Raw genomic sequence first — 13292 nt, forward strand, 5'->3', positions numbered from 1 at the left:
CTCAATTGCGCCATGGATGCGTCAGAAACCCGGGTGACTTCGGGGGCGTCTGTGGCGCCCGAGGTGATGGGAGACGACCATGCCGATCCAATCCACGGGGTCCGTCCGCGCTCTGGCGCTCGCGGGCCCCACGAGCTCCGGCAAGACGACGCTGATGGAGGCCCTGCTGACGGTGACCGGCGCGGTGTCGCGCAGCGGCGGCGAGATGGTGGGCGATGCGAGCCCCGAGGCCCGCGCCCGCGGCCACTCGGTCGAACTGAACCTCGCCGGCTTCGACTTCATGGGCGATCACTACCAGGTGGTCGACTGTCCCGGCTCCCTGGAGTTCTGCGCCGACGTGGATCGCGCCCTGCCGGCGGTGGACCTGGCGGTGGTGGTGGCCGAGCCCGATCCGGCCAAGGCCGCCTTGCTGCAGCCGACGCTGCGCGAGCTGGAGCGGCTGGGCATCCCCCGCGCCCTCTTCATCAACAAGATGGACCAGGCCCGCGGCTCGCTGCAGGGCCTGCTGGAGGCTTTGTCGGCGGTCAGCGGCGCGCCCTTGGTGGCCCGCCAGATCCCCACCTTCGACGGCGAGAAGGCCACCGGCTTCATCGACCTGGCGCTGGAGCGCTGCTTCGTCTACCGGCCGGGCGAGGCGTCGCAGCAGATCGACATCCCCGAGGACCTGCAGTCCGAGGAGGCCGACGCCCGCTTCCACATGCTGGAGCAGATCGCCGACTTCGACGACGAACTCCTGGAACAGCTGCTCAGCGATGTGACGCCGTCCCGCGACGCCGTCTTCGCCGACCTGGTGAAGGACATGAACGAGGGGCTGATCGTGCCGGTGTTCTTCGGCGCGGCCGCCAACGGCTTTGGGGTGCGCAGGCTCTTGAAGGCGCTGCGCCATGAGACCCCGGCGCCGGAGCGCGCGGCGGCCCGCGTGGGCGTCGAAGGCGCCGGCGCCTATGTGCTGAAGACCGCCTATGCCGGCCAGTCCGGCAAGCTCGCCTACGCCCGGGTGTTCGGCCAACCGATGAGCGACGGCGCCGACTTGGTGCTGTCGAACGGCGACCGCGCCCGGGCCGGCGGCCTGTTCGCCGTGCAGGGGGGCGCAACGCGGAAGATCGCCACGGCCCCGGTGGGCGACATCTGCGCCATCGGCAAGGTGGAGCACGCCCACGCCGGCGAGATCCTGTCGCTCACCGGCAAGCCGCAGAGCGTGCGCGGCGCCGACCGGGCGCGGCGGCCGCAGTTCGCGGTGGCGCTGTCGGCCAAGAATCACTCCGACGACGTGCGGTTGTCCTCGGCGCTGGGCAAGCTGGTGGAGGAGGACCCCGGCCTGCTGCTGACCCACGATCCGGAGGCCAAGCAGGTGCTGCTGGCCGGCCAGGGCGAGGGCCACGTGCGGCTGGCGCTGGAGCGGCTGAAGCGCCGGTTCGGCGTCGAGATCGATACCTCCCAGCCGCGGACCGCCTATCGCGAAACCATCCAGCGCGGCGTCACCCAGCGCTCGCGGCACAAGAAGCAGTCGGGCGGCCACGGCCAGTTCGCCGACGTGACCATCGAGGTGAAGCCCCTGCCCCGCGGCTCGGGCTTCGTGTTCACCGCCCGGGTGGTCGGTGGGGCCGTGCCCAAGCAGTGGATCCCGGCGGTGGAGGACGGCGTGCGCGACGGCCTCGCCAAGGGGCCGCTGGGCTTCCCGGTCACCGACCTGGAGGTGACGCTGACCGACGGCCAGACCCACTCGGTGGACTCCTCCGAAATGGCCTTCCGCACGGTGGGCCGCGTGGCCATCGAGGAGGCGCTGGCTTCCGGCGGCTCGATCCTGCTGGAGCCGATCGAGAAGCTGGTGGTCTATTCGCCCTCCCCCGCGGCCTCGAACGTCACCTCGGCGCTGACCGCCCGGCGCGGCCAGATCCTGGGCCTGAGCCCGCGGGAGGACTGGCGCGGCTGGGAGCGGATCGAGGCCTATCTGCCGCAGAGCGAGCGCCAGGACCTGATCGCCGAGATCCGCGGCCTGACCCAGGGGCTCGGGGCCTTCGAAGCCGACTTCGACCACATGGCCGAACTGCACGGCCGCCTGGCCGAATTGGCGGCCCAGGCCAGCAAGCCGGCGGCTGCGGCGCACTGACCCCTAGCGCCTCCCCCGTCCGCCGGACGGGGGAGGTTCCGCACACGCCAACGCTGCGCTAGAGATTCGCCCAAGCCGCGGGAGGACACCGCGCGAGTCCCGAGGGGAGTGAGACGATGACCGCAGCCGCGGCCGCACCGGCCAAACCGATCAGCATGACGCGCGTGGCGCTCACCTCGCTCGCAGCCTCCAGCATCGAATGGTACGACTTCTTCATCTACGGCACCGCCGCGGCGCTGGTGTTCCCCAAGCTGTTCTTCGCGGCCGGACTGCCGCCGGCGGTGGCGCAGCTGGCCTCGTTCTCCACCTTCGCGGTGGGCTTCATCGCCCGGCCGGTCGGCGGCATCCTGTTCGGCCATTTCGGCGACCGGCTGGGCCGCAAGCGTGCCCTGGTCACCGCCATGCTGCTGATGGGGATCGCCACGACGGCCGTGGGTCTGTTGCCCGGTTATGCGACCCTCGGCGTCGCCGCCCCGGTGATCCTGATCCTGTTGCGCTTCCTGCAGGGCCTGGCGGTGGGCGGCCAGTGGGGCGGTGCGGCCCTCATCGCCATCGAGAACGCGCCGGCGCATCGCAAGGGCTTCTTCGGCAGCTTCGCCCAGATGGGCGTGCCGGCCGGCGTCGTGCTGGCCAACTTCATCTTCCTGGTGATGGGCTCGATCGTGGCCCCGGACGCCTTCGTCGCCTGGGCCTGGCGCGTGCCGTTCCTACTGTCGATCCTGCTGGTCGGGCTGGCTATGTACGTGCAGCTGAAACTTGAGGACACCGCCGAATTCCAGGCCCTGCAGAAGGCGGCCGAGAAGAAGGTCCAGGCGGTGAAGAAGGTCGCTTCGCCGATCCTCGAGGCGATCGCCAAGCACCCGAAGGAGATCTTGCTGGCCGCCGGCTCCTTCGTCGCGGCCAACGGCACCTTTTACATCATGATCACCTACGCCATCGCCTACGCCACCACGACCGTCCACGTGCCGCGCACCACGATCCTGTGGGCAGTGTTGCTGGGCAGCGTGATCTCCGCGCCGATCCTGCCGCTGACCGCCGCCCTCTCCGACCGGTTCGGCCGGCGAGGCGTGTTCCTGGCCGGCGCGGCGCTGGAGCTGATCTGGGCCTGGCCGTTCTTCATGCTCCTGAACACCGGCAGCTTTCCGCTCATGCTGCTGGCGATGGCGGGCGGGCTCGGCTTCAACAGCGTGATGTACGGCCTGCAGGCGGCGATGATGACCGAGATGTTCTCCACAGAGCTGCGCTATTCCGGCGCCTCTCTGGGCTACCAGATCGGGGCGATCTTCGGCGGCGGTTTCGCCCCGATCATCTCCACGGCCCTGTTCGCCAAGTATCACACGGCGATGGCGATCTCGGTCTATATGGCGATCCTGTGCGCGGTGTCGTTCCTGTCGGTCCTGGTGCTCACCGAGACCCACAAGAAGGAGCACCGCAGCGCCCCGGCCAAGGCGGCGGCCTAGCGCTGAGCTGTCTGCGTCGCCCGCCAGTCGGCGGCGGTGGCGGCGTAGAGCTGGACGAGGTCGCTGAGGCGCTGGCCCTGCGCCTGCACGCTATTGCGGCGCGCGCGGTTGAGGGTCCGCTGGGCGTCGATCACCTGCAGCAGGGTTCCGCCGCCCAGGCGATAGGCGGTCTGGGCGTCGCGGACATTGGCCGCCGAGGCGGCCTCGGCCCGCTTCAGACTGACGATCTGCTGCTGGTCGGTGCCCAGCGCCGCCAGGAGGTCGGAGACCTGCACGAAGGCGCGGATCACCGTCGCCTGATAGCGGGCGAGCGCGGCGCGCGCCTCGGCCTCGGCGCCCTTGCGCTGGGCCTTCAGCGCGCCGCCGTGGAAGATCGGCGCGGTGACCCCCGAGAGCAGCTGCCAACCGCTGGCTTTGTAATTGAACAGGGTCTCCGGCTTGATCGCCGACTGGGTCAGGTTCGCCGACAGCCGGATGTCCGGATACTGGTTGGCGACGGCGACGCCAACATCGGCGGTGGCGGCGTGCAGTTCGGCCTCGGCGGCCAGGATGTCCGGCCGCTGGCGCACCAGCGTCGAGGGCAGGGTCACCGGCACATCGGCGGGCGAGGTGAAGGCGGCGAGGTCGAAGTCGGGCGCGGTCCACTCGGCCGGCGACTTGCCGACAAGCAGGGCGAGCTGGTGGCGCGCGGCGGCGAGGTCGCGCTGCACCGGCGGCAGCAGGGCCTCGTCCTCGGCGAGCTGCGCCTCGCCGCCGGAGGTCGCCGAGGGCGCTTCGGAGCCCGCGCGCTGGGCGGCGTGGATCAGGTCGAGCAGCCGGCGGTCGTCGGCGACCACCTGGCTCAGGGTGGCTGACTGGGCCCGCAGGCTGGCGACGCGCAGCGCCTGCATGGCCACGTTGCCCGAAAGCGTCAGATAGGCGGCGTCCGCCTCGCGGGCCGCCTGTTCGGCGCGGGCCCCGGCCGCCTCGCCCGCCCGCCGCTTGCCGCCGAACAGGTCGAGGTCGTAGCCGACCGATCCGCCGATCGAATAGAGGTTCAGCGTCGGGTTGGAGAGGCTGACGCCCGGGAAGCCCGAGAAGCCGAAAGCTTGCAGGTTGATGTGCTCGCGCTGCGCCGAGCCGTTGAGGTCGACCTGCGGTAGCTGCGCGCCGCGGACGGCGGCGGCCTGCTGCTGCGCACGGGCGAGCGTGGCGTTGGCCTCGCCGAGGGTGGGGCTGCCCGCCAGCGCCTCGGCCATCACCCGGTCGAGGTCGGCCGAGCCGAACGCCTGCCACCAGGGTCCGGAGATGCGGGTGTCCGGGCTGAGGCGCACGCCGGCGGGGCTGGCGTCGCCGGGCATGGCGTAGCCGGACGCAGCGGGCCCCTGAGGTCCGGCCGGCGCCTTGAAGTTCGGGCCCACGGCGGCGCAGGCGCTGAGCGCCAGGGCGGAGGCTGTGGCGGCGAGGGCGGGAAATCTATTCGACAGCGACATGAAGGGGTTCTCCGCCGGCCTCACGCCGCGGCGGGCGCATCAGCAACAGCATCGGGATGCAGGCCAGGGTGATGTAGAACAGGATGTGGAACACGCCGACATAGGCCACCATGGCCCCCTGGCGCGTGACTTCGTTGTTGAGCGCCATGGCGCCGGCGGTGGTGGCCGGGTTCAGGCCCGGCGCGAGCGTGGCGCGGACCACTGGATTGGACATGTCGATATTGCCGGCAAGGCCCGCGTGGGCCGCGGCGCTCTGCGACACCACCTGGGCCTCCATCACCGAGATTCCGACGCTGGAGCCGAGGTTGCGGATCAGGGTGTAGAGCGAGGAGCCCTCGGGCCGCAGCACAGGCGGGAGGCTGGCGAAGGCCAGGGTCGAGAGCGGCACGAACAGGAAGCCCAGGCCGAAGCCCTGGATGACGCCCGAGATGATCACCAGGCGCGGCGACATGGACAGGTCGAAGTGCACCATCTGGTAGAGGGCCAGTGCGTTCATCGAGAGGCCGAAGACCAGCAGCAAGCGGGTGTCGACCCTGCCGACCAGCCGGCCGACGAAAATCATCGCCACCCAGGTGCCCAGGCCGCGGGGCATGGTGACCAGACCCGAGGTCAGCACAGGATAGCCCATCAGCCCCTGCAGCATGGGCGGCAGCAGCGCCATGGTGGAGAACAGCAGCACGCCGACGAAGAAGCCGAAGGCCGAGGCGGTGACGAAGTTGCGGTCGCCGGCGAGCCGGCGGTCGAAGAACGGGTGGGTGGCGGTCAGGGTGTGGGAGACGAACACCCAGGCCGAGATCGCGCCCAGGATCGCGTAGGTGGTGATCTCCGACGAGGCGAACCAGTCCTGGCTGGGCCCGCGGTCGAGCAGCAGCTGCATGGAGCCCACGAACACGGTGAGCATGCCGAAGCCCAGGAAGTCGAAGGGCTTGGCGCGCGTGTTGCGGTCGCCGGAGATGAAGAACCAGACGCCCAGGAAGGCGAGGATCCCCACCGGCAGGTTGATGTAGAAGCACCAGCGCCAGGAGAAATTGTCGGTCAGATAGCCGCCGAGCGCCGGGCCGAGGATCGGGCCCAGCAGCGCGCCCGCACCCCACATGGCCATGGCCTGGCCGTGCTTTTCCCTCGGGTTGATGTCCAGCAGCACCGCCTGGGAAAGCGGTATCAGCGCCGCGCCCGCCACGCCCTGGAGCAAGCGGAAGATGACGATCTCCGGCAGGCTGGAGGCGATGCCGCAGAGCATCGAGGCGATGGTGAAGCCGCCAATGGAGAGCAGGAAGATCCGCTTGCGGCCGACCCGGTCGGCAAGCCAGCCCGACAGCGGCGTCATGATCGCCGCGGAGACGATGTAGGAGGTCAGGACCCAGGTGATCTGATCCGAGCTCGCCGAGACGCTGCCCTGGATGTGCGGCAGGGCCACGTTGGCGATGGTCGTATCCAGCGAGTTCATCACCGTCGCCAGCATGATGGAGATGGTGATGGGCCAGCGGTTGGCCGTGTCTTTCGCCTCCGACATGGCGCTCGGCCTCAGCCGGCCTTGCCGGGCGCGCGGATGTCGACCTTCACGTGGGCGGAGAGACCGGCGCGGGCGGCCATATCGGGCGGCGAGCGGTCGAACACGATGCGGACCGGCAGGCGCTGGACGACCTTCACCCAGTTGCCCGTGGCGTTCTGGGCCGGCAGCGGCGAGAAGGCCTGGCCGGTGCCGGGCGAGAAGCTGGCCACATGGCCGTGCAGGGCCTCGGGGTAGGCGTCGACCTTGATGTCCACCGGCTGGCCGATGCGCATGTGGGCGAGCTGATCCTCCTTGAAGTTCGCCTCCACCCAGGGCTGGCCGGAGAGCAGCCAGAAGCCGGTCTGCGAGGCGTTCAGATAGGTGCCGACCGGCATCTGGTCGACGCGGGTGACGATGCCGTCGGCTGGCGCCACAACGTCGGCGTAGGCCACGTTGAGCTGAGCGCGGGAGAGCTGGGCCTGGGCCTGCATCACCGCGGGATTGGCGTTGTCACCGGCGTTGGGATCGCCGCCGAGCGTGGCCAGGGCCTGGGCGGCCTGCTGCTGGGCGACGGCCAGCTGATCGCGGGCCTGCTGGGCGGCGTGGATCGCCTGGTCCACCTGTTGCTGCGAAGCGACGCCGGCGGCGGCGAGCTGGCGTTGCCTTGCGGCCTCCTTGTTGGCGTAGCCGACGGCCTCCTGCGCGGCCTGCACACTGGCCCGCTGCTGCTGGTAGGCGGCGCGGGCGGCGCGAAGCTGCAGCTGGGCGCCGGCAAGCTGGGCCTGGGCGGCGGCGGCATTGGCCTGGAAGTCGCGAGCGTCCAGCCGGAACAGCAGTTGGCCCTTGCGGACGAACTGGTTCTCCTTGACGTAGATGTCGGTCACCCGGCCGGCGATCGAGGGCGCGACGGGCGCCTTGGCGATCTGGACATAGGCGTCGTCGGTGGCCTGGGACTTGCCGCCGGTGAGCACGAGGTAGCCGACCACCAGCAGGATCACTACCGGGCCGCCGACCATCAGCGGCCAGCGCCAGCGGCGCAGGAAACTCGGGCGGCCGGCCCGCGGGTCGACCTCGGCGTTGCCTTGGGCGGGAATAGCCTCGGCATCGCTCACGTCACGCATCTCGATCCCCAGGAATAGTCAGCAAGCGGCAATAGCGGCATCGGGCGCTCGCAAGCCTGCGGCGCCGGTCCCGTCCTGGTTGAGATAGTGCGCGCCCCCGGATGATCAAAATGATATGTCTGCACGGGAGGAATGAACCTGCTGCATGACGACGCCTGACCTCAACCTCCTGCGCGTGTTCGACGTCCTGCTCGAGGAGCGCAACGTCACCCGCGCCGGCGCGCGGCTGGGCCTGACCCAGTCGGCGGTGAGCCATGCGCTGAACCGGCTGCGCTACACGCTCAACGACGAACTGTTCGTCCGGGGTCCCTCGGGCATGCAGCCGACGCCCAGGGCCCTGGAGATGGGCCCGCAGGTGCATGCGGCGCTGAACCAGCTGCAGGCGGCCCTGACCTATCCGGACTTCGATCCCCGGCGCAGCGAGCGGCGGTTCACGGTGGCGGCCGGCTCCTATGCCTGCGGTGTGCTGGCGCCGCCGCTGGTCGGCCGGCTGGCGCAGGAGGCTCCGTTGGCGGAACTGGCCATCCTCGACCGCGCCATCGACGTGGTCGACCGGCTGGACGCGCGGCGGCTCGATTTCCTGGTGGGCGGGGTGGTGAGCGCGCCGGAGCGCTTCGCCCGCGAGGCGATCCTTACCGAGACCATGACCTGGGTGGTGGCCCGCGACCATCCGCTGGCCGGCGTCAAGGCGGTGACCCTGGCGCGGCTGGCGGAGATCCCGCACGCGGCGATCACCGGCGGGCCGAAGGAGCTGCGCAACCCGGAGGCCGATCGCCGGGCGCTGGTGCCGCAGGCCAGCTGGGAGGACGCCGGGGCCTTCGAGACGGCGCTCGCCGCCCATGGCCTGACGCGGCGGATCGGGGTGCAGGTGCCGGACACCTATTCGGCGCTGGCGGTGGTGGCGCGGACCAATATGGCGGCGCTGATCCCGCGTCGGCTGGCGGAGCTGGCCGCGCAGAACGGGCGCATCGCGCTGATCGAGCCGCCCTACCCCTCGCCGGCCGTCGAGGTGACCCTGCTCTATCTGAAGGAGCGACTGAACGAGCCGGCCATCGCCTGGATGCGCGACCTGATCGTCGACGTGGCGGAGGGGCTCTAGGCGCCTGCCGGTTGCGGCGCGCGGAACGGGCGGCGCGCGAGGTAGAGCTCGGCGGCGAGCAGATTGGGGACCCAGCAGAGCCAGGCGATGGCGCGGTAGGCGTCGAGGAATTGGAACCCCAGCACCGCCCCGATGGGCAGGTAGAGCCTGAGCGTCACCGCTGCGAAGGTGAGCGCGAAGGAACGGATCATCCAGCGCCGGTGCTCGTCGAAACGCCGGGCCAGCGCCATGCGCCAGGCCATCGAGGTGACGGCAAGCCAGGTGACCGCGAGCGCGCCGAACCCCACCCGCGCGATGGGCCCGGCCGTCGATCCCGTCGCCAGCAGCAGGCCGGCCGAGCCGCCGGTCAGGCAGGCGAAGACGTAGGTGCGGCCGATCCAACGGTGCAGCCTGGGCCGGGTCAGACGCAGGCGCGGCAGGAACTGGAAGGGCCCGAGCGCCATGGCCGTACCCGCCAGGCCCGCGTGCACGAACAGCCACGGATAGGCCCTCGGGTTCTCCTTGATCCCGGGCGGCGCGAAGGCCCCTGGCAGGAGGTAGTGCCAGGCGTAGCCGGCCACGCCCAGGCTGAGCAGCGCCACCGCGCCCCACGCGATCCGCGATTGGTTCGTCGTCATGGTCGCGCCTCCGCCCTCGGCGAGGTTCGCCCCGGGCGGAGACGCTGTCCAGTGCGGCCGGTCAGGCCGGCTGCGGCTGTGGTTGCTGGGCGATCAGCGCGTCGTCGATCTCGCGCGCACGGATGGCGGCGGGCCGGGCCTGCAGCCGTTCGGAATAGGCGACGAAGGCGGGCCTGGGCTCGACCGAGCCGAACTGCAGGAAGAAGCCGATCGCCGAGCCGAAATAGACATCCGCGGCGCTGAACGTGTCGCCCAGGATGTAGTCCCCCGCTTTCAGCGCGTGCTCGGCGCCGTTAATGGCGTCATCGAAGTCGCCGTAGCCGACCATGGGCTTGCGCTCCGGCGGCACGACCACGCCAAGGCTCTTGTTGGTCACCGCGGCCTCCAGCGGGCCCGCGGCGAAGAACATCCAGCGGAAATAGGGGCCGCGGCGCCGGTCCCCAAGCGGCGGGGCGAGGCCTGCCTGCGGGAAGGCATCGGCCAGGTAGGCGCAGATGGCGCCCGCCTCGGTGACCACCGTGTCGCCGTGCCTGATCGCCGGCACCTTGCCCATCGGGTTGATCGCCAGATAGGCCGGCGCCTTCATGCTGTCGGCATAGCCAAGGATTTCGGTGCGGTAGGGCTGGCCGACCTCCTCCAGCATCCAGCGGACGATCCGGCCCCGCGACTGCGGGTTGGTGTAGAAAACGAGCTCGTCGGACATGTGAGACCCCTTTCGTGGGTTCCGATTGCCGCCAACCGCAGCCTACGCCGCCCTGCTGACAGCTTGATGTCAACAGAGGACGCGCGGTGGCGGCGTGCGCCGACAATCTTGCCGATCAACCCCGTTTCGCGCCCGCGATGTAGTTGTCGACCGCGCTCGGCAGGACGGTCAGCGGCATGGCGCCGGCCAGCAGCACCGCGTCGTGGAATTTCCGGATGTCGAAGGCCGGCCCCAGGGCGGTCCGCGCCTTGTCGCGCAGGCCCAGGATCGTGACCTTGCCGACCATGTAGCTGCACGCCTGGCCCGGCCAGACCGAGTAGCGCTCGATCTCCTGGTTGGCGAGCGTGACGGGATCGCCTTCGATGGAGGACAGGGTCGCCGAGGCCTTCTCGCGGCTCCAGCGCAGGGCGTGGATGCCGGTGTCGGTGACCAGGCGTCCCGAGCGCAGCAGGGCGTCGTGGATGTAGCCCAGCTCGCCGGCCGGATTGTCGGCATAGACGCCCATCTCCTGGGCCAGCTGTTCGGCGTAGAGCGCCCAGCCTTCCTGATAGGCGTTGAAGCTGGCGACGCGGCGCAGCATCGGCAGGTCGGCCTGCAGCGCGAGCGTGAGCTGCAGGTGATGGCCCGGGATGCCCTCGTGGTAGGTGGTCGTCAGCATGTCCCAGTTGGGGCTCTCGGCGGTGTCGCGCAGGTTCAGCCAGTAGATGCCCGGCCGCGCCCCATCGAGGCTGCCCGAGGTGTAGTGGGTCGAAGCGCCCTGCTCGGTCTCCTTGGGGATGCGGCGGATCTCCAGGCCGGCCTTGGGCAGGGCGCCGAAGTACTGCGGCAGCCGGCGCTGCATGTCCTGCACCACCAGGTTCAGGTCGGCGACCAGCTTGGCCTTTCCGGCGTCGGTGTTGGGGTAGATGTACTTCTTGGATTTGAAGAGCGCCTTGTAGCGCTGGCCGACCGTGCCCTGGCTCATGCCCGTCTTCCGGAACAGCACGTCGGCGCGGGCGGAGAGCTCCTGGCCCACGTCGAGGCCGAGCTGGTGGACCTCCTGTGGAGTCATGGTCGTGGTGGTCGCCGCCGCGAGGGCCGCGGCATAGTAGGCGTCGCCGTCCGGCAGCTTCCAGACGCCGGCGTCGTGCGTGGACTTGGGCAAGAGGCCGCTCAGCAGCTCCGACTGCCGCTGCAGGGCCGGGGCGACCTTCTCCAGATAGGCGGCCGAGGCCTGGGCCTGCCAGTCGCCGGCGATTCCCTTGGCCCGCGCGCGGTCGACCAGCGAGGTCACCAGCACCGACCTGTCCGGCGCCACATTGATGGTCTTCATCGAGCCGATGGCGCCCTTGAGCGCGAAGTCCGGTGGGATGACGCCCAGGCCCGCGTCATGGCGCACGCGCTCGGACTCGTCGTCGATCAACCGGCCGAGATCGACGAGGCGGGCCACATAGGCCTCGCAGTCGGCGCGGGTCTCGATGCTGTGCTGGGTGGCCAGGAAGTCGGGCGCCTCCTGATAGACGCCGGTGATCTGGCTGACCACATAGGGGCTGCCCGCGCCTTCCCCGCCATAGGCGAAGCGGCGATTGGCGGCGTCGGTCGCCTTCAGGTCGTAGAACACGGAATCGTAGTTCACCGCGGACATGCCGGAGAGCCTGGAGCGGTCGACCCTCGAGAGCTCGGCCAGATGGCGGGCGGTCCGCTGCTTGTCGCGGGCGAGGGCGGCGACCGAGCCCTGGTGGAATTTCGACTTCAGGTCGGCGTGGGCGCCGGTGTCGAGGCCGAGCGAGCTGGCGAGTTCGGGGGCTTCCGCCAGCGTCTCGTTGAAGAACTGTTCGAGGATCGCATTCAGCTGTTGCTCGGTGGTGGGCGGCGGCGGGGGTCCAGGCGGCAACGGAGCCGGCGGCGGAACGCGGGCGGCCGGGGGCGCCGGCCGCGCCGTGGCGCAGCCGGCGAGCGTGGCGCCGGCGCCGGCGGCGAGGAGCAGGTGACGGCGGCTGAGCATGACGTTTCCCCAGGAGATTGGCGGCTAGGCTTACGACCGCGCCCCAGCGCACCGCAACCCGGGGTGGCCGGGGCCTGCGTTAAATCGGCGTAACGGCCGCTCTGGCAGCCGGCGCCAAAAGCTGAGACGCTGGCCGCCATGAGCGAGACCCTGATGCGCGCGCGCCTGCCCGCCCTGCCGCCGCAACCGGCCGGCGTCCCCTGGCCGACCCGGGCCTGGCCGGAGGGCGAGGCGCCCCAGGGCCTGGCGAAGACCCGCTTCTCCGCGCTGCTGGACGAGGCCTTTGCCGCCAAGTCGACGCCGCGGCTGGGCGAGACCCACGCCCTCCTGATCGTCCAGGGCGGCAAGATCGTCCACGAGCAGTACGGCGAGGGCTTCGGGCCGGATCAGACCTATCCCTCCTGGTCCAAGGCCAAGAGCATCACCCATGCCCTGGTGGGCATCGCCACGGGCGATGGGAAGATCGACGCCATGGCCCCGGCCGATGTGCCGGAATGGCAGGGGCCGGGCGATCCTCGCAGAGCGATCACGCTGGACCAGCTGCTGCGCATGTCGAGCGGCCTGCAATGGCTCGAGGAATATCTGCCCGACCAGCCGTCGGACGTGATCGCCATGCTGTTCGGCGAGGGCCAAGCCGATGTCGCCGGCTTCGCGGCGGGCTTCCCTCTGGCCCATGAGCCGGGGGGCTATTGGTACTATTCCAGCGGCACGACCAACATCGTGGCTCGCGCGCTGGGCCGCGCCATCGGCAAACAGGGTGCGGAGTTCGAGGCCTTCATGCGCGAGCGGCTGTTCGAGCCGATTGGCATGGGGAGCCCGATCCCGAAGTTCGACGCGGCCGGGACCTTCATCGGCTCGTCCTTCTGCTTCGCCACGGCGCGCGACTTCGCCCGCTTCGGCCTGCTCTATCTGCGCGACGGGGTGTGGGACGGCCGGCGTATCCTGCCGCCGGGCTGGGTCGACTATGCGCGCACGCCCACCTGGCAGCAGGACGATCCCTCGATCGACAGCCGCTACGGCGCCCACTGGTGGCTGGACCTCGGCGGGCCGGGCTCATTCTCGGCCAACGGCTACGACGGCCAGTACACCCTGTGCGTCCCCGACCTCGACATGGTGCTGGTCCGCCACGGCGCGACGCCGCTCGGACTGAAGGATGAGCTCAGGGCCTGGGTCGGCGAGGTGGTGGGGTGTTTCCGGGAAGTCCAATAGAGGTCATCCCACGGTCGGCCGGAGG

The 13292-nt window shown here is 70.5% G+C and carries 10 protein-coding genes; 4 read left to right on the forward strand and 6 right to left on the reverse strand.

Going from position 1 to position 13292, the window contains the following annotated elements; translation table 11 throughout:
- Positions 1-79 precede the first annotated feature (79 nt).
- Complete coding sequence (locus VGT80_RS10530; RefSeq protein WP_327455536.1) at positions 80-2110, forward strand: elongation factor G; 2031 nt, start codon at positions 80-82, stop codon at positions 2108-2110.
- A 116-nt stretch (positions 2111-2226) separates the two neighbouring features.
- Positions 2227-3570: an MFS transporter gene (locus VGT80_RS10535; RefSeq protein ID WP_327455538.1), complete on the forward strand. Its 1344-nt coding sequence runs from the start codon at positions 2227-2229 to the stop codon at positions 3568-3570.
- Here the strand turns inward: VGT80_RS10535 and VGT80_RS10540 are convergent.
- Genes VGT80_RS10540 through VGT80_RS10550 form a run of 3 tightly spaced genes read right to left on the reverse strand, consistent with a single transcriptional unit; the run spans position 3567 to position 7655 of the window.
- Positions 3567-5042: an efflux transporter outer membrane subunit gene (locus VGT80_RS10540; RefSeq protein WP_327455540.1), complete on the reverse strand. Its 1476-nt coding sequence runs from the start codon at positions 5040-5042 to the stop codon at positions 3567-3569. The two genes, VGT80_RS10535 and VGT80_RS10540, sit on opposite strands and share 4 nt — an antisense overlap.
- Positions 5026-6555: a DHA2 family efflux MFS transporter permease subunit gene (locus VGT80_RS10545; protein WP_327455542.1), complete on the reverse strand. Its 1530-nt coding sequence runs from the start codon at positions 6553-6555 to the stop codon at positions 5026-5028. Before VGT80_RS10545 ends, VGT80_RS10540 begins: the two co-directional genes overlap by 17 nt.
- Positions 6556-6566: 11 nt before the next feature.
- Positions 6567-7655, reverse strand: coding sequence for an HlyD family secretion protein (locus tag VGT80_RS10550; protein WP_327455544.1), 1089 nt, complete (start codon positions 7653-7655; stop codon positions 6567-6569).
- Positions 7656-7800: 145 nt separating this feature from the next.
- On the opposite strand from VGT80_RS10550, the gene VGT80_RS10555 reads away from it, so the two are divergent.
- On the forward strand, positions 7801-8754 hold the full coding sequence (locus VGT80_RS10555; protein ID WP_327455546.1) for a LysR family transcriptional regulator: 954 nt from the start codon (positions 7801-7803) through the stop codon (positions 8752-8754).
- On the opposite strand, the gene VGT80_RS10560 is transcribed toward VGT80_RS10555, so the two are convergent.
- The 3 genes from VGT80_RS10560 to VGT80_RS10570 all read right to left on the reverse strand — a co-directional run bounded on the left by VGT80_RS10560 (position 8751) and on the right by VGT80_RS10570 (position 12058).
- Positions 8751-9371: a DUF2306 domain-containing protein gene (locus VGT80_RS10560; RefSeq protein ID WP_327455548.1), complete on the reverse strand. Its 621-nt coding sequence runs from the start codon at positions 9369-9371 to the stop codon at positions 8751-8753. The genes VGT80_RS10555 and VGT80_RS10560 overlap by 4 nt on opposite strands.
- Before the next feature lie 61 nt (positions 9372-9432).
- Positions 9433-10074, reverse strand: a complete 642-nt coding sequence (locus VGT80_RS10565) for a glutathione S-transferase family protein (protein WP_327455550.1) — start codon at positions 10072-10074, stop codon at positions 9433-9435.
- 115 nt (positions 10075-10189) lie between these two features.
- On the reverse strand, positions 10190-12058 hold the full coding sequence (locus tag VGT80_RS10570) for a DUF885 domain-containing protein (protein WP_327455551.1): 1869 nt from the start codon (positions 12056-12058) through the stop codon (positions 10190-10192).
- A 138-nt stretch (positions 12059-12196) separates the two neighbouring features.
- Between VGT80_RS10570 and VGT80_RS10575 the strand changes: the two genes are divergently transcribed.
- Positions 12197-13267 carry a serine hydrolase gene (locus tag VGT80_RS10575; RefSeq protein WP_327455553.1) on the forward strand — a complete coding sequence of 357 codons (1071 nt, stop codon included), beginning with the start codon at positions 12197-12199 and terminating at the stop codon, positions 13265-13267.
- The last annotated feature ends 25 nt before the right edge of the window (positions 13268-13292 follow it).

The organism is Phenylobacterium sp., assembly GCF_035944335.1.
Taxonomy (GTDB): domain Bacteria; phylum Pseudomonadota; class Alphaproteobacteria; order Caulobacterales; family Caulobacteraceae; genus Phenylobacterium.